The sequence below is a fragment of the Pseudomonas lijiangensis genome (genome assembly GCF_018968705.1).
Classification (GTDB): domain Bacteria; phylum Pseudomonadota; class Gammaproteobacteria; order Pseudomonadales; family Pseudomonadaceae; genus Aquipseudomonas; species Aquipseudomonas lijiangensis.
Genome location: NZ_CP076668.1, coordinates 5,365,122 through 5,384,361 on the forward strand (window position 1 = coordinate 5,365,122; position 19,240 = coordinate 5,384,361).

Consider the following 19,240-nt stretch of genomic DNA (forward strand, 5'->3'; position numbering starts at 1 on the left):
GTTTTGGTTGAACAATCAGTTACGACCCAGCATACGCTTGAGGGTCACATCGCGATCTATGAAGTGGTGTTTCAGTGCAGCCAGGCCATGGAACCCCGCGAAAACCACGATGAGCCACGCCAGATAGAGATGAATCCAGCCCGCCGTTTCCGCCTGCTCGGGAAGGCCGCTGACCAATGCAGGCACCTCGAACAGACCAAAGACCGGGATTCCCACGCCATCGGCAGTGGAAATCAGGTAACCGGCGAACATCACGGCAAACAGAACGACATACAGAAACAAATGACCCAATGCAGCTCCGATGCGCGTCAGCTTACTGTAGCTGGCCAACGGCGGAGGTGGCGGGCTGAGCAGGCGCCAGACCACGCGGAACAGCATCACGGCAAAGAGCGTGATGCCGATGCTCTTGTGCAGATCGGGTCCGGCCTTGCGCCAGGTATCGTAATAATCCAGCCCCACCATCCACAGCCCAAGCGCAAACAACCCGAAGACCACAACAGCCACGCCCCAATGCAGCACCATGCCGACCAGACCGTAGCGGGAGGATGAATTACGTAACTGCATCGCAAATACCCTGTTAGAAGTGTTACCAGACTAGCTTTTTATCTATCGATTGAAAGCGCAAAATTTTGCTCTGAACTATCGAAAAACATGATGAAGACTTTTCTATCATCGATCTTTCGACTTCAACCAGCGCCCTTTTCAGGACCGCTGGCTGTTCTGCTGGCGCAGCATCTCGATAAATTCCGCCCAGTAACACTGTGCCATGACCGTCGGCATTTCGATGGCGATGAACGGCACTATTGTTGAGGTTCCACTGCACAGTTTTATAAAGAACGAATCGATCACCCATAAAAAAAGGCGCGGTTTTATCCGCGCCTTTTCTGTCAGCCATGGCTTCAGTTCTTGACGTCAGCCGGTGCTGCTTCGGTTTTAGCCGGTGTTTTAGGGGCAGCAGCCGGTTTGGCGGGTGCCTTTTCCTTCACTGGCTCCTTCTTGGCAGCCTCTTTTTTCACAGGCTCTTTTTTCACGGCTTCCTTTGCCGGTGCCTTTTTGGCTGGCTCGGCCTTGGCCGCCGCTTTCTTGGCAGGCTCGGTCTTGGCAGGCGTCTTGGCCGGCTCAACCGCTGGCGCAACCACCGGAGCAACAGGCGCTGGTACAGGCGCCGGGGCTGGAGTCGGCTCGGGTGCTTTTTCGACCGGCTTCTCGGCAGGTTTTTCAGCAGGCTGGTCGGAAGAATCACCGAAACCGAACAGGTTGCTGAAGAAACCACCTTCCGACTTCTTCACTGCTGGCGCAGGCGCAGGTGCCACAGGCGGAACCACCTTGACCGGCTCGAACGACTTGCCAGCCGCCAGATCCTGTACCTGACTGGCGGCACGCTGGCCACTACGCAGAGCGCCTTCCAGTGTGCCCGGGTACAGAGCGTCCGTATGTTCACCCGCAAAAGCTACACGCTGCACGGGCTTTTCCCACAGGCGCCAGTATTTGCTGATCTGGCCGGGACCAAATGCCAGGTAAGAACCGCCGGTGGATGGATCGACGCTGTAGCGACGGATTTCATAACCGGTGTAGGCGCCACGCGCCTGTGGATAAAACGTGTGCAGACGAATCAGCACCTGATCCACCAGTTGCTTGTCGCCAAAAGCCTGCATGATCCGGGCATTGTCGCCCGACAAGTTGATCACCACATTGGCGCCACCCTTGAGCGCGGGCTCGATCCACAGCATGCCCAGTCCGGTATTGCTGAACACTTCACCCGACATGCGCGCCTTGCTGTCCCAGACCGGCGTCTTGAACTTGAGCATGATCTGGTCGCGCCAGCCATAGTTGGTGCCCTTCAGGGCGCCCAGGTGCCGGGCATCCAGTGCCGGTGTCATCTGAATGTTGCCCAGCGAGCGCAAAGGCACGGCCAGCACCACGTAATCGGCGCTGTAGCCGACGCTGCCGACCTTGACCGCGACGCTGTCCTTGTCCTGCACGATGGCCGAGACCGCAGAGCTGGTCTTGATGGTCTTGAGTTGTTTGACGAAAGCCTGGGCCAGTACCGCACTGCCGCCCGGCAGACGTGCAGCGCGCTGATCGCGCTCGTCCACGCCACGGTAGACCCGCGACTGCTGGGCGAAATACAGCAGCGACAGACGCGAAGGTTCGTCATAGCGGGTGCGAATCTGCTGGTTGATCAACTGACGCGCCGTCGCAGGCAGGTTCAGACGATCCAGCCAGTTGGCCACGTTGATCTGGTCCAGGGCGAACAGCGTGCTGTTGGCGGCCGGGTTTTCCGGGTCTTCGATGGAGCGAGCCAGATTATCCAGGGTTTCCTCATAACGCTTAATAGCCTCGGCAGTCGCCGGTTGCTTGAGCGCCAGGTCGGCCTGGGTGAAATGCACGCCGTCGATCAGGTAGCTGGGAGTGCGCACGAACTCTGGAGCCGGCACGCTCTGGATCTTGAAGCTGTCCAGATAGCGGTTCAGGACGGGCTGCGCCTTGGCGTTGCCGATCCACTCACTGGTGGCGAGTCCCGAACGGCCGCCGATAACGGGCCGGGCTTCCAGCAGCGTGACCTGCCAGCCTTTGTTCTGCAATTCATAAGCCGCCGTCAGGCCGGCCAGACCGCCTCCGACAACAATGGCTGTACGTTGTTTTTCATTGGCGAACGTCGAAACGCTGACCAGACCTATCACTATCAGCGCACACGCGCGCAGCCACCCAGAAAGCATTCCGCGAACTCCGAAAACGTGGGGAAAATTGCCAGAAACAAAGAAGAGGCGCGCAGCATACGCCAGCCATAAAATGCCCGCCAGCGATGTTCAAAACGATACAAATGGTTGTCCCACAGCCATGCATTGCATAGGCTTGCGCGATTGTTCGCCCTCGCGTCATGCGAGTCGTTACCCGGAGATTGCCAATGGGCCTGAATGACCAGTGGATGCAACGTGACCTCAAGGTCCTGTGGCACCCCTGCACGCAGATGAAAGATCACGAAAACCTGCCACTGATCCCCATCAAGCGCGGTGAAGGCGTCTGGCTGGAAGACTTTGAAGGCAAGCGTTATCTGGATGCCGTCAGCTCCTGGTGGGTCAACGTGTTCGGCCATGCCAACCCGCGCATCAACCAGCGGATCAAGGACCAGGTCGACCAGCTTGAACACGTCATCCTGGCAGGCTTCAGCCACCAGCCGGTGATCGAGCTGTCCGAGCGACTGGTCAAACTCACGCCCGAAGGGCTGACACGCTGCTTCTACGCCGACAATGGGTCGTCCTGCATCGAAGTCGCGCTGAAAATGAGCTTTCATTACTGGCTCAACCGCGGCAAGCCGAACAAGAAGCGCTTCGTGACCCTGACCAACAGTTATCACGGCGAAACCATGGCCGCGATGTCGGTGGGTGACGTACCGCTGTTCACCGAAACCTACAAAGCGCTGCTGCTGGATACCCTCAAGGTGCCGAGCCCGGACTGCTATAACCGCCCGCAAGGCATGAGCTGGGAAGAACACTCACGCAACATGTTCGCCGCCATGGAACAGACCCTGGCCGAACATCACGACAGCGTGGCGGCAGTGATCGTTGAGCCGCTGATCCAGGGTGCAGGCGGCATGCGCATGTATCACCCGGTCTACCTCAAACTGCTGCGCGAGGCCTGTGACCGTTACGGCGTGCACCTGATTCACGATGAAATCGCCGTGGGCTTCGGTCGTACCGGCAGCATGTTTGCCTGCGAACAGGCCGGTATCCGCCCGGACTTCCTGTGCCTGTCCAAGGCCCTGACCGGTGGTTATCTGCCACTGGCCGCCTGCCTGACTACAGACGAAGTGTACGACGCCTTCTACGACGACTACCCGACCCTGCGCGCTTTCCTGCATTCCCACAGCTACACCGGCAATCCGCTGGCCTGTGCGGCGGCATTGGCGACCCTCGATATCTTCGAGCAGGACAATGTCATCGAAAACAACAAGGCGCTGGCACAACGCATGGCCACTGCCACGGCGCATCTGGTGGATCATCCCCATGTAGCTGAAGTACGCCAGACCGGCATGGCGCTGGCCATCGAGATGGTGCAGGACAAGGCGACCAAGACCGCCTACCCATGGCAGGAGCGCCGCGGCCTGCAGGTTTTCCAGCACGCGCTGGAGCGCGGCGCACTGTTGAGGCCACTGGGCAGCGTGGTGTACTTCCTGCCGCCGTACGTGATCACCCCCGAGCAGATCGACTTCCTGGCCGAAGTCGCCAGCGAAGGCATAGACATCGCCACCCGCAGCAGCATCAGCGTGGCCGTACGCGAGAACTTCCATCCGGATTTTCGCGATCCGGGCTAAACCCCGTTGAACCGTAGGAGTAATGCCGATCAGTCAAGGCACAAAGGGATTTATTGACCTCTGAAGACCGGCATTAAACCGTAGGAGGGGATTCATCCCCGAACCTCTCCTGCACAAAGAATAATCACCCAGAGAACCTCCATGAGACTGTCCCGATTCTTTACCGACGCCACACTGAGCCTGGGCGAACACGAATTGCCCGAGGCTCAGGCGCACTACATCAGTCGCGTCCTGCGCATGGCCGAGGGCGATGCGCTGCAACTGTTCGACGGTTCGGGCACGGAGTTTCGCGGCACGCTGGTGGAAGTCGGCAAGAAGCGCGTGCGCGTCCAGCTCACGGAAAGCCTGGCCGGGCAGATCGAATCGCCGCTGCGCATTCATCTGGGCCAGGGGCTGTCTCGTGGCGAGCGGATGGACTGGGCGATCCAGAAAGCCACAGAGCTGGGCGTGACTGAAATTACCCCCATCGTCAGCGAACGCTGCGAAGTCCGCCTCAAGGACGAGCGCGCCGAAAAGCGTCAGGCGCACTGGCAACAGATCGCAATCAGCGCCTGCGAGCAATGCGGCCGTTCAGTGGTGCCGGTGATTCATCCACCAATGCCGCTGGCCGACTGGCTCAAGCAGACCCAGGCCGACCTCAAGCTGGTCCTGCACCCGGTCGCAGAAGCCCTGACCAGCCATGAAAAACCGACGACCCTGGCCTTTCTGATCGGCCCTGAAGGCGGTTTGAACGATGCTGAAGTCGAGCAGGCCAAAGCATCAGGCTTCCACGCCGCCCGCCTCGGCCCCCGCGTGCTGCGCACCGAGACAGCGCCGGTGGTGGCACTGAGCGTGGCGCAGCAATTGTGGGGGGATTTCTAAGGCACATGCTTCCTTGTGGGAGGGGGCTTGCCCGCGACGGCGTCAAAATTGAATCGTCGCCAGCAAGCTGCCTCCCACAGAATCCGTTAGAGCACGTAGAAGAAGATAGCTACGAAGTGCATCAGGCTTCCGGCAATCACGAACAGGTGCCAGATGCCGTGCCAGTGGCGGATGTGGTCGTAGGCAAAGAAAATGATGCCCACGGTGTACAGCACGCCGCCACCTGCCAGCCAGATGAACCCTGCCAACCCCAGCGTCGCCAACAGCGGTTTTACGGCCACCAGCACGATCCAGCCCATGACCGCGTAGATCACGATGGACATGATCCGGGCCTCGGAACGTGGCTTGATCTCTTGCAGGATGCCGATCAGCGCCAGTCCCCAGACCACACCAAACAGGCTCCAGCCCCACGGGCCGCGCAACGTCACCAGACAGAATGGCGTGTAACTGCCTGCAATCATCAGGTAGATCGAAAAATGATCGACCTTCTGCATGATGACCTTCGCCCGTCCGCGGACGCTGTGATACACCGTCGAAACGCTATACAGGCTCACCAGACACAGGCCGTAGATGGCCACGCCGACAATCTTCCAGATATCGCCCTGCAGGCTCGCCATCACCAATAACCAGATCGCACCGACAGCCGCCAATACAGCGCCCACCAGATGTGACCAGGCGTTGAATTTTTCTCCGTAGTACATCCGCACATGACCTCTGGCTGCAAGAAACTCCTTTTTAGAGGCTCGCGGTTACAGATGTAAAGCGCAATGCAGATATTTGCAGCAGTCATCGTCTTCGGGGTCAGGCACAATCGTGCCCACACCAACAACAAGCGCCACGACATGCAGATCGATGACGAGCTGACCCTGAAAAAACTTGAAATCTTCCTGGCCTTCATGCGCACCGGCAATCTGGCGCGGGCGGCTGCGGAGTTGCAGACCAGCAATGTCAGCGTGCACCGCGCCATTCATTCGCTGGAAAGCGCCCTGCGTTGCCCGCTGTTCAAGCATGAGGGTCGCAACCTGACGCCGATGGAAAGCGCCTATGTGCTGGAAGAGCGCGCCCAGAAGCTGATCCAGGACGTGCTGAGCACCATTGAAGCCACCCGCCAGGCGGCAGGTTTTTCGGCTGCACGCTTCAAGCTCGGCGCGTTGTATTCACTGACGGTCAAGACCGTGCCGCAGCTCATCATGGGTCTGAAGATCCGCCGCAGCGAACTGAATATCGACCTGATCCTGGGCTCGAACATCGACCTGTTCTACAAGCTCAAGAACATGGAAGTCGATGCGATGCTGGTCTCGCTGGATGAAAGTCTCAATGACGCGGACTGCGAGCACCTGCCGCTGTTTTCCGACGATATCTTCCTCGCCGTACCGGCCGACTCACCCCTCTCGCAGCACAGCGAAGTCGATTTGAGCGACCTGCGTGAAGAAACCTTCATTACCCTGACACAAGGCTTCGCCACCCACCGAGACGGCATACGGGTATTCGAGCAGGCGGGGTTCGAGCCCAAGGTCGCGATGCAGGTGAACGACATCTTCACCCTGCTGAGCATGGTCAGCTCCGGCGTGGGTTACGCCCTGCTGCCAGGGCGCATCGCAGCGGTCTATGAAAACCGCGTGCGACTGATCCCGCTGCAGGAACGCTATCGCATGCAACAACACATCGGTCTGGCCTTCCTCAAATCCAGAGAACGCGACCCGAACCTGCTGGCACTGATTGCCGAGTGTCGGATGTATGCCAACCGCCTCTCAACTACCCCGTAACGCAGAGGCGGAGCAACACCCCGTAGGAGCGAATTTATTCGCGAACAAACCATTTCGCGGATGAATCCGCTCCTACAACGGGGCGACTATCCCACTATCCCGCGCACGATGAAGTAGAGCAGCGACGGCCCGAGCAGGCAGCCCAGCCCGGTGTGGAAGGTGGCGGTGAGTGCGCCGTAAGGCACCAGGCGCCGATCTGTAGCAGCAAGGCCAGCCGTCACGCCGCTGACGGTGCCGGCCAGGCCGCCGAAGACCATCGCGGAGCGTGGGTTGTCCAGCCCCATCCAGCGGGCCGCCATGGGTGTGCCGACCATCACCACAATCGCCTTGATCAAACCGGTGGCAATGGACAGGGCCATTACATCCGAGGTCGCACCCAGGGCAGCGCCCGTCACCGGACCCACGATGTAGGTGACGGCTCCTGCGCCGATGGTGGTCATGCTGATGGCGTCGCGATAACCGAACACCCAGGCAACGCTCGCACCCACGATGAACGGCAGGATGGTGCCCAGGAACAAGGCAACCGCGCCGATCATCCCGGCCTTGCGTGCTTCGGTGGCCTGCACCTCGAAGGCCGTGGCGACGATGGCGAAGTCTCGCAGCATCGCGCCGCCCATCAGGCCGATCCCGGAGAACAGCGCCATGTCGGCCAGGCCTTTCTGCCCGCCAGTCAAGGTGCCGCCGACCCAGGCCAGAATCAGGCCGATGACAATCGCAATGGCCGAACCATGCACCCGCCCGAAAGTGAGTCGCCTGGACAGAATGACCGAAATCCACATGATGACGCCGACGAAGGCGAAGGCTGTGATCAGACCGTTGTGTTCAAGACCTTTCTCGATGAGATCCCACATATCAGCGGCCTCCTACAGGGGTTGCAGTCGGGATCACGTCCGGCTCTTCCTTGGGCAGCGGCTCGCCCCGGTTGGTACGGCTGATCAACGCAATGGTGCAGGCACACAACACCACCGAACCGATGGCTGCCAGCACGGCAACAGGTCCGCCCTTGAGCGCTGTGACCACATTCTGTTGGGCGGCCATGGCCACCACCACCGGAATGTACATGGCACCCCAGAAGCCGACGCCCATCTCGCATTCCTTGCTCATGCCGCCGTTTTTCTCCATCCACAGGCGGGCGCAGATCAACAGGATCATGGCGATACCGACACCGCCCACGTTGGATTTGACCCCCAGCAGAACGCCGAGCATGTCACCTAGAATCACCCCTGCAAGGGTGCAAATAGCCAGCAAAGCCACACCGTAGATAATCATTGTTGTTATTCCTCAATTGCGTTGCCGAAGTTGTTGTTTTTGTCCTTCGCAGCAGCATTGCACTCACACTTTATGGATTGCGGGTTCCCTCCTCTCGCGACAACGCGACCAGACTGTCCAGGCGAGCGCCTTGAAAGGCGACAGCCGTTCCTTGTTCAAACACCTTGCGCGCCAGCCCCGTCAGCACGGTGCCGGGCGGTAACTCGATCTGCAGCCGCACGCCACGCTCGTAGGCGGTCTGCACGGTGCTGCGCCAGTCAATGACCCGGCACATGTTGAAGGTCAGGTCATCGCGCAGTTTTTCGACGTTCACGATGGGGCGCGCTGTACTGCCGCTCAGATAACGCACCTTGGGCGTTTCAAGGCGAACCTCAGCGAAGGCCTTGGCCAGCACCTGCGCCGGTTCATCCAGCAGAGCGCAATGGGACGGCACGCTCACGGCCAGGCGTTTGACGGCAGCGGCGCCGGCCTCTTTGGCCAGACGCCCGACCTGCTCCATCGCCTGGCTGCTGCCAGCAATGACGCATTGGTTATCGGCGTTGATATTGGCCAGGAAAACCGGCGTCTCCTGGCTGTGAACCCGGTCAATCGATGCCTCGATACAGGCTTGATCCAGACCGATAATGGCGGTCATGCCATAGCCTTCGGGGTAAGCGTTCTGCATCAACTCGCCGCGCAGGGCCACCAATCGCAACGCATCCTCGAAAGCCAGAGCCCTGGCGACGACAGCTGCCGGATAAGCCCCAATCGACAGGCCGGCGACGTAATCCGGCTGACAACCGTGGTGCTGCAAAACCCGGGCACAGGCCACCCCGGCGATCAGCAGGCAAAGCTGAACGGAACGGGTCGACTGCAACGCTTCGGCACAGTCCAGCGCCAATACATCCTCGCCCAGAGCCTCGGCAGCTTCGTGCAGGCAATCGTGGACCAGAGGCAAATCCGGCAACTGATGCAACATGCCCACTTGCTGCGCGCCCTGGCCGGGAAACACCCAGAAGCTGCTCATGCGCTCACCCCAGACTGCTGCCATGGATCGCTGACCAGTCGGGTATCTGTCGAACTTTTGAACAGAACCTCACGGGAAGACCCGGCCCACTCCTTCAAAGCCACCGCCCCTTCGGCCAGTTGCAACTGAACATCGACCCGGCAGATGGCTGTTTCCAGCGCCTCCACCAGTTCAGCAGCCCAACCGCGACTCACAGGCTCCGGCGTGCGCAAAATCAGATCCAGATCGCTGCCCTGATGCAGCGCGGCAAAACCACTGGCCAGCTCGAAGCCTGCACTGCCACTGACACCCCAGCTCAAGTCCAATACGTCCATTACCGGACGGACCTGACTCAATGCATCCAGCGCAGGCCAGCGTTGGGGATTTCTGTCAGTCAGATGAGTCAGTTGTTCAGGACGTACATGACGCTCGATGGCCGAGCACGGCATGGTCGTGGCATAGCGTTGCTCGCGACGCGGCCCGCGGATACCCACCGCCACCTGCCCTGCCGCAACAGCACCACGGCGCACCACCACTGGCTGGCCCTGACTGATCACTTCAAACACCCAGTCAGGCGCATCCCCAGGCAAGCCGGACAGGCTCATGCCCCACAACAAATCATGGGGCAGCACCGCCAGCGGGGTATTCATTACCACTGAGCCCGCAGCAGTTGGCGCACGTTCGACGAAGCTGCGCGATTGCTGGCACCCAGTCGACTGCTCAAGTCAGCACCTGTGGCCTGAACATCCTTGATGGCGCTGCCCAGCACATGCTGAACCTGAGCGACATCATCGGCCGCCGGTTGCTCGATCTGGCTGACCGACAAGGTTTCCCACAGCAAACCCAGGCTCGCGTAATTGTCGATGTCATAAGCCATAGGCGGGATGCTGGCAGTGAGTTTTTCCAGTTCCTCGACGCTGCGCAGCGTAACGCGGGCGGCGGACGCCTTACCCATGGCATGCACCATCACACCCGGATCGCGCAGGGCAATCAGCCGGTTGGCCTGATAACCATGAGCCAGAAAGGCGCCAGACATGGCTTTGCCCACCAGCAGGCCAATCACCGGATGCCCGGCCAGCCGCGCACGGGCATAACTGTCCACAGCGCCCGCCAAGGCCTGATGAATCCCCAAGGCTTCTTCGCGGCGGCCATAGGCCTGGCTCGGCACATCGATAATCGCAATCAGCGCACGCTTGTGTTCGGCATCGCGATCCAGCTCGATGGCATCGTCCACGGCCTTGGCAAGACCCCAGCCTTCCAGCAGCCCGACTTCACCCTGGCGAGCGCGAGGAAAACGGTTATCCGCATCCGCGACCACCGCCAGAAAACGTACTGCCTGTTCGCCCAGCATGCCGTCCGCCGCCTTGACCGAAGCCGGCAGGCCCACCACTTCCCGGGCCTGTGCGCTCAAGGCATTGAACCAGTTCAAACCGCGTGGGGAATCACTCATGACTTGGCTCCTTGATAGAGATTGCGCACGGCCTGCGGGTCGATCTGCGCCGTGGTGTCCAGGCGCGAGAGACGCTGCAGGAACAGGTCGTACTGGCTGCTGCGGTGCTGGGCAGGTACGCCGTCACCGAGCCAGCCACTGACTTGCTGCCGGATATCCGCCACATCGTCAGCAGCAAAGCCGTCCACCAGCTCGCTGGCGAAACGTTGTTCGCCACCGGTCAGGCTCCAGATAAAAGGCCGGTCGCGTGAATCGTATTCTTCGATACCCGCTTCCTGCTCGATCACCTGCGGACCATTCAGACCCAGGCGAGCTTCCTGAGTGACCAGCAGATAACTGCACAGGCCAGCGGCGATGGACATGCCGCCGAAACAACCGACACTGCCCGCCACGACACCGATCACCGGCTGGTACTGACGCAGGTCGACAATCGCGGCATGAATCTCGGCAATCGCGGCCAGGCCCAGATTGGCTTCCTGCAAACGCACGCCACCGGTTTCCAGCAGCAGGATCGCAGCAGTGGGAATGCCCTTGCGGTTGTCCTCGGCAGCCAGCTCCAGCGCGCCGGCCATTTTCGCGCCGCCCACTTCACCCATGCTGCCGCCCTGGAAACTGCCTTCGATAGCCGCGATGACCACGGGGCGTCCATCGACGGTGCCTTTGGCGACCACAACCCCATCATCGGCCTGGGGCACGACACCCTGACGTGCCAGCCAGGGCGACATGACACGGGCAAACGGATCAATCAGCTCGCGAAAGCTGCCCTCATCCAGCAAGGCTCGGGCACGCTGACGGGCACCGAGTTCGATAAAGCTGTGCTGGCTCAGCAAACGGGCGGTATCAGTCATGGCCGATCTCCTCGAAACCCTGTTCCAGACGCAGACGCACCACGCCCGGTGTCGCCCCGAAATCGTGAATATCGATACTCAGCGCGGGCGGTGTCTGGCCCTCGAACATGCGCTCGAACAGATGCTGCCAGCGTGCCGAGGCACCGTTGACCGAAGTCACCACCTGAATCGACAGCTTGCCCGGCAAGCCAGGCTCCAGCAGCACTTCAAGGTCGCCCGAACCGACACAGCCCACCAGCGCACGGCCTGTGGGCGGCTGTCCGGCAGGAAATTCAAAAGACAGGGTTTCCATGATCAAAGACTCCTCGATAAATGGTCGAGCGCAGGCTCAAGACCATCGATAAACAGGCAGGCGGCAAGCAGGTCGGCAGCGCCGCCAGGAGAGGCATTCAGGCTCAACAGTTGCTGATCCAGGGCTTGCAGATGACGGCGACCCGCCAGGCTGGCACTGCCTCCGGCATCCAGCACCCGTTGCGCACCCCGCTGCATGGCTTCCAGCCCGGTCATGCCGGAACGGTGCAATACACAGGTGTCCGCCAGCGTGGTCATGATCGCCAGCAGCGCATCCAGCCGTGCATTCTGCTCACCGCTGCCACTGGCCCGGCTGTATTGCAGTTGCGGCAGACCGAAACGGATGACTGCCGGAAAGCCCTGTTGCGCCTGTTCCCTTGCGCCCATGACGCCATAACGGCGTGCGACTTCGCGACCATGGCTGGGCTGAGCGATGACATGCCGGTCTTCGATCAGCGCCAGTTGCGCCGCCCGCAGACACAGCGCCGCTGGCGCACAGTTATCCGGCTCCAGCGCAGCAGCCGTCACCAAGAGGCCCAAGGCCCAGATCGCCCCACGATGGGTATTCACGCCATCAGTGGTGCGCAGCATCTCTGCTTCACCTTCACGACCAAGACGGCCCAGGGTTTCACGTAATGGCTGGCCAACTTCACCGAGCGCCAGCGCGGCATCGGCCATTTGCTTGAAGGTCGGCCATAACGACAGCGCCGAAGCGTGCATCAGGCCAAGGTGCAAGTCGGTATGAGCCCCGCTGCCACGCCGGTCGACCAGCGCCGGTTTGGGTGACAGGTCGGCTTCGTCGATCAGTGCTTCCACAGCCAGATCGGCCAGGTGCTCGCTGAGGGTGACAGGCGGCGAATCCAGTTTGAGTGCGCGCATCACCAACTCCTGAATTTCGCAGGCGGGTTGTACAGGCCGCCCGACCACTGAACCAGTTCGGCAATGCTCTTGGCGGCAAGCAATTCGCGGCTGGCGTCGGTGCGACGAATCCCCAGATCCTCCGGCAGAGCGATCAGGCCTTCGCGACGCATGCGGGCGGTGTCCTTGGGGTTGTGGCGCATGCCGATCACGGTCACGCCTGCCACGGCGGCAATCATCGCCTGACGCTCTTCCAGGCTGCGGGCCTTGTACAGATAGGCGATGCCCTCTTCGGTCAGCAAGTGGGTGACGTCGTCGCCATAAATCATGATCGGCGCCAGCGGCATGCCGCTTTTCTTCGCCACGTCCACTGCATCGAGGGTTTCGACGAAGGTGGGTTTGCCGCCTTCCTGGAAGGTCTCGACCATCTGCACCACCAGCTTCTTGCCGCGCTCCAGATAAGCTTCGGGAGCATCGCCACTCTGCTGGCGCATATCGAGCCAGGCCGGGGTTGCATGACGGCGACCACGGGGGTCATGGCCCATGTTGGGTGCGCCACCGAAGCCTGCCAGCCTGCCGCGAGTCACGGTCGAGGAATGCCCGTCGCCATCGACCTGCAAGGTCGCGCCGATAAACAGATCCACCGCGTACTGCCCGGCCAGCTGGCACAACTGGCGGTTGGAGCGCAGCGAACCGTCGCGCCCGGTAAAGAACACATCGGGCCGGGCCGCGATGTAGTTTTCCATGCCCAGCTCGGTGCCGAAGCAATGCACACTTTCGACCCAGCCGCTTTCAATGGCGGGGATCAGCGTCGGATGCGGGTTGAGTGTCCAGTTGCGACAGATCTTGCCCTTGAGGCCCAGCGACTCGCCGTAGGTCGGCAGGATCAGCTCGATGGCTGCCGTGTTGAAACCGATGCCGTGGTTCAGCGACTGAACGTTGTGTTTTTCGTAGATCCCGCGAATAGCCATCATCGCCATCAGCACATGCACGGGCTTGATATGGCGCGGGTCGCGGGTGAACAGCGGTTCGATGTAGAACGGCTTGTCGGCCACCACCACGAAATCAACCCAGGAAGCCGGGATATCGACACGCGGCAAGTCGCTGACGTCATCAACAAGCTGGTTGACCTGCACGATGACAATGCCGTCGCTGAAGGCAGCAGGTTCGATCAGTGCCGGAGTGTCTTCGGTGCTCGGACCGGTGTAGATATTGCCTGCCCGGTCGGCCATGAAACCGGCAGCCAGTACGACGTTGGGGATCAGGTCCACCACCAGTCGCGAATAAAGTTCGATGTAAGTGTGGATGGCGCCGACTTCCAGCAGCCCGTCTTCCAGCAACTGGCTGATGCGCAGGCTTTGCGTGCCGGCAAAGGAGAAATCCAGCTTGCGGGCGATGCCTTGCTCGAAAAGGTCCAGATGCTCGGCCCGCCCCACACTGGGCATGATCATGTGCAGGTCGTGCACCTTGCCGGGATCGACCTTGGCCAGCGCACGGGACAGAAAGTCCGCCTGCTTCTGGTTATTGCCTTCCAGCACCACACGGTCCCCGGAAACCAGCAAGGCCTCCAGCGCCGCGACAATCTTGTCAGTCGGCAGAACCACACCATCGGCGAGGGCTCGCACCTGCTCGAGCCGCCGCTGTTTCTCACTGCGACGACGCGACCAGCGCGCGTCGGGGTTCGTTGTTGTTGTCATGATCACTCCACGAATTCGCTGTCGTGGGTCACCTTAGGAGCGAAGGGTGTGGAGCATCAATCAAGCTGGGAGCGGGATCGTTACGGTCAGAGTAATGAATGGTGATTTTTCGCTTGAGCAACGGACTTTACATACGTTCATTCCAGGCAGCGCTGGCTTTCAATATGAATAGCCCAAAACGTTATACCCACAAAACTTCAACTTAAACCCGAACAAACTAAAATAAACAAAACAAAGGAAGCACTATAACAAGGAACAAGACAATGGCCACGCCGACTGCACAACCCATGCATAAACTCATAAGAAAAACCCTTTACTCACTGATACCTTTATTCTTTTTAATATCAGGTTTTTCAGCAACCGCCGCTGACGATGCGGTCTATGATGACCAGGAAACACTCATGCCCTCAGTCGCGTCTGAAAAAAGTTCAGAGGTCACTCAGGCTTCTGCCAGCAGCGTAATTTCTGAGACGTTGATATGGCGAATCCGGGCGGCTGAAATATACGGAGGAGGAGAAAACACTTATAACATCCCCGTGCTTGAAGATCAGGGAAATGAAATCCAGCGTTTAGCAGGCTGGCAACGTAGAAATATTTATATACCCACGCATGTCTATCTGGACCCTGGAGACACCGTCACCCTGAAACCACAAGAATACCCCAGCACGACAACACAATGCTCCGCTCATATATTCCCCAACTTTGACAAACCTTACAGCGCCGCCGAAACCAGCAAGAAACTCTTGTACATGTTCATCAACAATACATATAAAGCTGAAATATCAGGCATGCTGATGCTTGCCTGTGTCGACACGGGAAAGAACATGAATAACTGGGCCAGTTGGGGTAAGGCCGTCACCATCACTACTTCCCCACCGGCAAAGAAAACCTCGCTGTATCTCTATGGAACAACACCACCGAGTGATTGGCCATCTATCGCGAAATCACCTGATCCTTCCGGCCATGTTTATCTGTTCAATGGTAGAACCGTAATGGATTTCCCTGCGGCAGTTGCAGCACACCATGCAGACAAGAATATCGATGCCATGATGCTGGAACACCTGATCATCACATCCAGCTATGACCGTCTCAATGGCCTGAGTTGGCAAGTGGAAAACCCATTGGATACACAGCCCTTTTCAATGTACCAGGCCGGTTTCAAAAACTGTTGCTCCTCCAGTTACTTCAATGGCTTGATCAGTATTAACTTTGGTGGGGACAGGACAGTCAGCCACTGGGGGGACTGGCATGAATATGGTCACCAGAATCAATTGGGCTGGAAGTGGAACCACCTTACAGAAATCAGTAACAACCTGTTTTCCCTGGAAGCGTGCAAGATGCTGACCGGTAAAAAAACAGGTGACTTCAGCCGGTGCCATTCCAGATTTGGCTCATATGTTTCCTCGGATCCAGAGTCCGTGGGGCGTTTTCTGGCAACGGATGGTTTACCTGACATACCCGAGAGCGGCGCGGATAGAACGTTAATGATGCTCGGGCAACTGTATGTATCTTTCCCGAACTGGCATGCCCAATTCGCCAAGGATTTTCGCGCGGCCTATGCCCGTGGCGATAACGCTGCCGACTTCTCCACAGAGCAGAAGAAAATCGACTGGTTCGTGCTCAATACCAGCCGGATAGTCGGCAGGGATTTACGTAGCTTCTTTGATAAATGGTCACTGACTTACACGGCAACGGCGCGTGAAGCAATCGCAGCCCTCAAGCTGCCAGAACCCATCAAGCCCAGCATCCAGCACTCCGCAGACTGGACCATTTCTGCAAACCCGGTCATCGAAGGCGTCATTCCAGTGCCTGCCCTGAAACACTCCCTCGGGCTTATTGCCTATGACAGAGAAGAAGGGCCGACATCGCTGCAAACAACCGGGGAAGAAAGTTATACACGATTGACCACGCTGCTCGTCGGCTCTAAAAGAGTGCCCTACCCGGTCGTCCTGCGAGGCACCTTGAAACATGGTGAATGCCCCGACGAAGGCCCTATGCATGCCATTGCGACCTGCGTGGGCACTGACCGTAATGTCTACTGGAAGTTGACTTACAACCCCATAGACAACGTGTTATCGCCACTGCCCGACGACAATTACGAAGGCGTGTTGAGACTTGGGATACGGGCTGCCTATGACGAGAACTGGGGCGGCACTCTGACCGTGCCGCTCAAGTTTAATGTTACGAAGAGTCAGTAGTTCGTTCGCGAATGAATTCGCGGAACGGATTCATTCGCGAAAATCCATTTACCGCAGCGACCGCTCCACCATGGTCCTGGCCATTTCAATCAAATGGACCACGGAAAACGCCAGGTCACGTTGCGCACCGCTGAGGCTATCGCCGCATTCGTATGCAGTGGCCATGGCGCAGCGCAACAAGTCGGAGGCATGGACAAGGGCTTCTTCTTGGCCAAGAGATTCGCTGGCTGTGAAATGAGCGGTTGGGGTAATGGATGTTTCGGGCGGGACTTCATGCATGTTGATATCTCCTACGTAAACCAAGGAGCCATCACCCTCGCTACCAAACGGCGGGTGGCGGCCGTACGCAGGTTGGTAGAACCGGTCGTAGGCGCCCGGCGCGTCCGAGGACGCCATGCGCACGGCCACCAAAACGCAGGCCGTAAAAAAGCGCCTCGCAAAAGGTGGCGCCTTGCGCCTACGTAGCTCAGGTCTACCAAACCTGATCGCTGATTTTGCAGCGACGGCAGGAGGTTAGTGACCCGAATCACAGGGCGCAAGCGGCCAAGATTCTCTCGGAAATTTCACTCAAGGGAAAGAGAGGCGTCTTGCTATCGGCGGGCATTTTCGCGAATGACACCACATCCGCGTAGGAGCGAATTCATTCGCGAAAATGGTACATCCGACAGAGATATTTCGTCTGTAATGCCGTCTCGCGAATGAATTCGCTCCCACTGAAAGCACATGCTGCGGTGACATCTACCTCAACGACCGCTCCAGCAAGGTATTGGCCATCTCGATCAGGTGCACCACAGAAAACGCCAGGTCACGCTGCGAGCCGCTGAGGTTGTCGCCGCACTCGTACGCGGTGGCCATGGCGCAGCGCAGTAAATCGGAGGCATGGACAAGGGCTTCTTCTTGGCCAAGAGATTCGCTGGCTGTGAAATGAGCGGTGGGCATAACGGGAGGATCGGGGGTTACTTTGAGCACGAGATACAACTCCAATAAACCAAAAGGAGCCGTCATCCATCGCTACCAACGATTGGGTGGCGGCCGCACGCAAGTTGGTAGAACCGGTTATTGGCACCCGGCGCGTCCAAGGACGCCATGCGCACGGCCACCAAAACACAGGCCGTAAAAAAGCGCCTCGTAAAAGGTGGCGCCTTGCGCCAATAAACTCTAGGTCTACCAAACCTGATCGCTGATTTTGCAGCGACGGCAGGAGGTTAGTGACCCGAATCACAGGGCGCAAGCGGCCGGGATTCTCTCGGAAATTTCACTCACGGGAAAGAGAGGCGTCTTGCTATCGGTGGCTGAGTGAGGTGGATGTTCGCGAGCGTTTGGCCAATTCCCAGCGAGTGAAGATTTCGCTGGATGACCTATAACCTTGAGTTCGGTGCGCTTGTGGGAGGCAGCTTGCTGGCGACTTCAGCGTACGACGCGGAATATCTGCCGGTTTCAGGCCTTTTTCGCCAGCAAGCTGCCTCCCACAAAGTGATTTATTAACCTTAAGTGATCGGCATTGCCTAGCGAAAAAGCCAGAGCGTTTACCCCCACCTCACTTCATACCGCGTACTTCGCCCACCGCCCGGCAGTTTTTGCAAACAGCCTTTTTCCAGTAGATCGGCCAGATGCCGGGTGGCCGTGGCTTTACTGACTTTGGCAACGGCCTGATATTGCGCAGCACTGATGCCGCCTTCAAAACCCGGTTTGTCGGCCAGCAGGTTTCCATCCAGCAAGCGGTTCAGGACTTTGATCTGCTCTGCTGCAAGGCCTTTGTCTTGGTGCTGTTGCCAGAAACGCGCTTTTGCCAGAACCCGGTCGATGCGATTTATCGCCTGCTCCAGGGTATGCAGCAAAGTCTGAAGGAACCATTGAAGCCATGGCGTGATATCCAGGCCGTCTTTCTGGCTGCGCTCCAGGATGAGGTAATACTCCTTGCGGGTGGCAAGAATGCTGGCAGACATGGCGTAAAAACGAATCGACTGATTTTCAGCCTGAGCCAGCGCCAGATCGGTGATGGCACGCGTCAGGCGTCCATTACCGTCGTCGAAGGGATGAAGAGTCACGAACCAGAAGTGCGCCAGCCCCGCACGCAACAGAGGGTCGAGGCTGATATCGGAGCGGCTGGTATTGAACCAGTCCAGAAATGCTTGCAGTTGGGCTTCCAGCCCGTGGCGTGGCGGTGCTTCAAAATGCACGATGGGCTGATCCATACGCCCGGAAACAACTTGCATGGGCTCTTCGCCTCGCAGACTTCCCACCCGAATACGATGAGTCATGAGCGATTGCGGCTCCGGGAACAGCAAGGTATGCCAGTGCAATACCCGCTCGAGGCTCAGCGCAGGCTGATGTTGTTGCGTGGCATCGAGCATCAGTTCTGCCAGGCCTTCGCTGCGCGGGTTGGTCTGTTGACCACCCTCAAGCCCAAGGCGTCTGGCAAGCGAAGAGCGCACCGAACCGACATTCAGTTGCTCTCCCTCGATGGCCGATGAAGTGATGATGTTTTGCAGCAGAGCATCCAGTTCAGTCTGCGCGCTGGTATCCGCTCCGGCTGCGTTCAACATACCCAGCAACCGGCCCTGAGCCTGTGAACACGCACGCAACAATGCCGCCAACGACTCGGCCTGCCAGCGAAAATGCGGCCAGTCTGGCTGCTGCCAGATCCAGTTGAGGGGTTCGTTCATGGGAAAGCTCTCTGGGTGTGAGCCGAATAATAGCGC

20 protein-coding genes are annotated in these 19,240 nt (G+C 58.9%); 4 read left to right on the plus strand and 16 right to left on the minus strand.

Annotated elements, in window-relative coordinates; all coding sequences use genetic code 11:
* Positions 1-15 precede the first annotated feature (15 nt).
* Genes KQP88_RS22885 through KQP88_RS22895 form a run of 3 tightly spaced genes read right to left on the minus strand, consistent with a single transcriptional unit; the run spans position 16 to position 2,720 of the window.
* The gene (locus KQP88_RS22885) at positions 16-564 is read right to left on the minus strand and encodes a cytochrome b (RefSeq protein ID WP_200995225.1); all 549 of its coding nucleotides are present in this window, start codon (positions 562-564) and stop codon (positions 16-18) included.
* A 22-nt stretch (positions 565-586) separates the two neighbouring features.
* Positions 587-895 (minus strand): hypothetical protein, encoded by a 309-nt coding sequence (locus KQP88_RS22890; protein ID WP_200995226.1) that lies wholly within the window; start codon positions 893-895, stop codon positions 587-589.
* Positions 896-899: 4 nt separating this feature from the next.
* Positions 900-2,720: a flavin monoamine oxidase family protein gene (locus tag KQP88_RS22895; RefSeq protein WP_216704261.1), complete on the minus strand. Its 1,821-nt coding sequence runs from the start codon at positions 2,718-2,720 to the stop codon at positions 900-902.
* Positions 2,721-2,908: 188 nt separating this feature from the next.
* Here KQP88_RS22895 and KQP88_RS22900 point away from each other — a divergent pair, with 188 nt between their 5' ends.
* Complete coding sequence (locus tag KQP88_RS22900; RefSeq protein WP_216704262.1) at positions 2,909-4,315, plus strand: adenosylmethionine--8-amino-7-oxononanoate transaminase; 1,407 nt, start codon at positions 2,909-2,911, stop codon at positions 4,313-4,315.
* 141 nt (positions 4,316-4,456) lie between these two features.
* Positions 4,457-5,176, plus strand: coding sequence for a 16S rRNA (uracil(1498)-N(3))-methyltransferase (locus tag KQP88_RS22905; protein WP_216704263.1), 720 nt, complete (start codon positions 4,457-4,459; stop codon positions 5,174-5,176).
* Positions 5,177-5,262: 86 nt separating this feature from the next.
* Here the strand turns inward: KQP88_RS22905 and trhA are convergent, their stop codons facing one another.
* On the minus strand, positions 5,263-5,877 hold the full coding sequence (gene trhA / locus KQP88_RS22910; RefSeq protein WP_216704264.1) for a PAQR family membrane homeostasis protein TrhA: 615 nt from the start codon (positions 5,875-5,877) through the stop codon (positions 5,263-5,265).
* 141 nt (positions 5,878-6,018) lie between these two features.
* Here trhA and KQP88_RS22915 point away from each other — a divergent pair, with 141 nt between their 5' ends.
* Entirely contained in the window at positions 6,019-6,942 is a 924-nt protein-coding gene (locus KQP88_RS22915) for a LysR family transcriptional regulator (RefSeq protein WP_216706025.1), read from the plus strand.
* 86 nt (positions 6,943-7,028) lie between these two features.
* On the opposite strand, the gene madM is transcribed toward KQP88_RS22915, so the two are convergent.
* The 9 genes from madM to mdcA all read right to left on the minus strand — a co-directional run bounded on the left by madM (position 7,029) and on the right by mdcA (position 14,340).
* The gene (madM, locus tag KQP88_RS22920; RefSeq protein WP_200995231.1) at positions 7,029-7,793 is read right to left on the minus strand and encodes a malonate transporter subunit MadM; all 765 of its coding nucleotides are present in this window, start codon (positions 7,791-7,793) and stop codon (positions 7,029-7,031) included.
* 1 nt (position 7,794) lies between these two features.
* The gene (gene madL / locus KQP88_RS22925) at positions 7,795-8,211 is read right to left on the minus strand and encodes a malonate transporter subunit MadL (protein ID WP_025262235.1); all 417 of its coding nucleotides are present in this window, start codon (positions 8,209-8,211) and stop codon (positions 7,795-7,797) included.
* Positions 8,212-8,281: 70 nt separating this feature from the next.
* The gene (gene mdcH / locus KQP88_RS22930) at positions 8,282-9,217 is read right to left on the minus strand and encodes a malonate decarboxylase subunit epsilon (RefSeq protein ID WP_216706026.1); all 936 of its coding nucleotides are present in this window, start codon (positions 9,215-9,217) and stop codon (positions 8,282-8,284) included.
* Positions 9,214-9,852, minus strand: a complete 639-nt coding sequence (locus KQP88_RS22935; RefSeq protein ID WP_216704265.1) for a malonate decarboxylase holo-ACP synthase — start codon at positions 9,850-9,852, stop codon at positions 9,214-9,216. Before KQP88_RS22935 ends, mdcH begins: the two co-directional genes overlap by 4 nt.
* Positions 9,846-10,646 carry a biotin-independent malonate decarboxylase subunit gamma gene (gene mdcE, locus KQP88_RS22940; protein ID WP_216704266.1) on the minus strand — a complete coding sequence of 267 codons (801 nt, stop codon included), beginning with the start codon at positions 10,644-10,646 and terminating at the stop codon, positions 9,846-9,848. The genes KQP88_RS22935 and mdcE overlap by 7 nt, the downstream gene beginning before the upstream one ends.
* Entirely contained in the window at positions 10,643-11,494 is an 852-nt protein-coding gene (locus KQP88_RS22945) for a biotin-independent malonate decarboxylase subunit beta (protein ID WP_216704267.1), read from the minus strand. Before KQP88_RS22945 ends, mdcE begins: the two co-directional genes overlap by 4 nt.
* Positions 11,487-11,786, minus strand: a complete 300-nt coding sequence (locus KQP88_RS22950; protein WP_025262240.1) for a malonate decarboxylase subunit delta — start codon at positions 11,784-11,786, stop codon at positions 11,487-11,489. Before KQP88_RS22950 ends, KQP88_RS22945 begins: the two co-directional genes overlap by 8 nt.
* 2 nt (positions 11,787-11,788) lie before the next feature.
* Entirely contained in the window at positions 11,789-12,664 is an 876-nt protein-coding gene (locus tag KQP88_RS22955) for a triphosphoribosyl-dephospho-CoA synthase (protein WP_216704268.1), read from the minus strand.
* Entirely contained in the window at positions 12,664-14,340 is a 1,677-nt protein-coding gene (gene mdcA / locus KQP88_RS22960) for a malonate decarboxylase subunit alpha (protein ID WP_216704269.1), read from the minus strand. Before mdcA ends, KQP88_RS22955 begins: the two co-directional genes overlap by 1 nt.
* A gap of 263 nt (positions 14,341-14,603) precedes the next feature.
* Here mdcA and KQP88_RS22965 point away from each other — a divergent pair, with 263 nt between their 5' ends.
* Positions 14,604-16,538 (plus strand): M60 family metallopeptidase, encoded by a 1,935-nt coding sequence (locus KQP88_RS22965; RefSeq protein ID WP_216704270.1) that lies wholly within the window; start codon positions 14,604-14,606, stop codon positions 16,536-16,538.
* Positions 16,539-16,586: 48 nt separating this feature from the next.
* Here the strand turns inward: KQP88_RS22965 and KQP88_RS22970 are convergent, their stop codons facing one another.
* From KQP88_RS22970 to KQP88_RS22980, 3 genes are all read right to left on the minus strand, one after another.
* Positions 16,587-16,817 (minus strand): DUF6124 family protein, encoded by a 231-nt coding sequence (locus tag KQP88_RS22970; RefSeq protein WP_216704271.1) that lies wholly within the window; start codon positions 16,815-16,817, stop codon positions 16,587-16,589.
* A 459-nt stretch (positions 16,818-17,276) separates the two neighbouring features.
* On the minus strand, positions 17,277-17,507 hold the full coding sequence (locus tag KQP88_RS22975) for a DUF6124 family protein (RefSeq protein WP_374011527.1): 231 nt from the start codon (positions 17,505-17,507) through the stop codon (positions 17,277-17,279).
* Positions 17,508-18,064: 557 nt separating this feature from the next.
* Entirely contained in the window at positions 18,065-19,204 is a 1,140-nt protein-coding gene (locus tag KQP88_RS22980) for a Fic family protein (protein ID WP_216704272.1), read from the minus strand.
* Between the last annotated feature and the right edge of the window lie 36 nt (positions 19,205-19,240).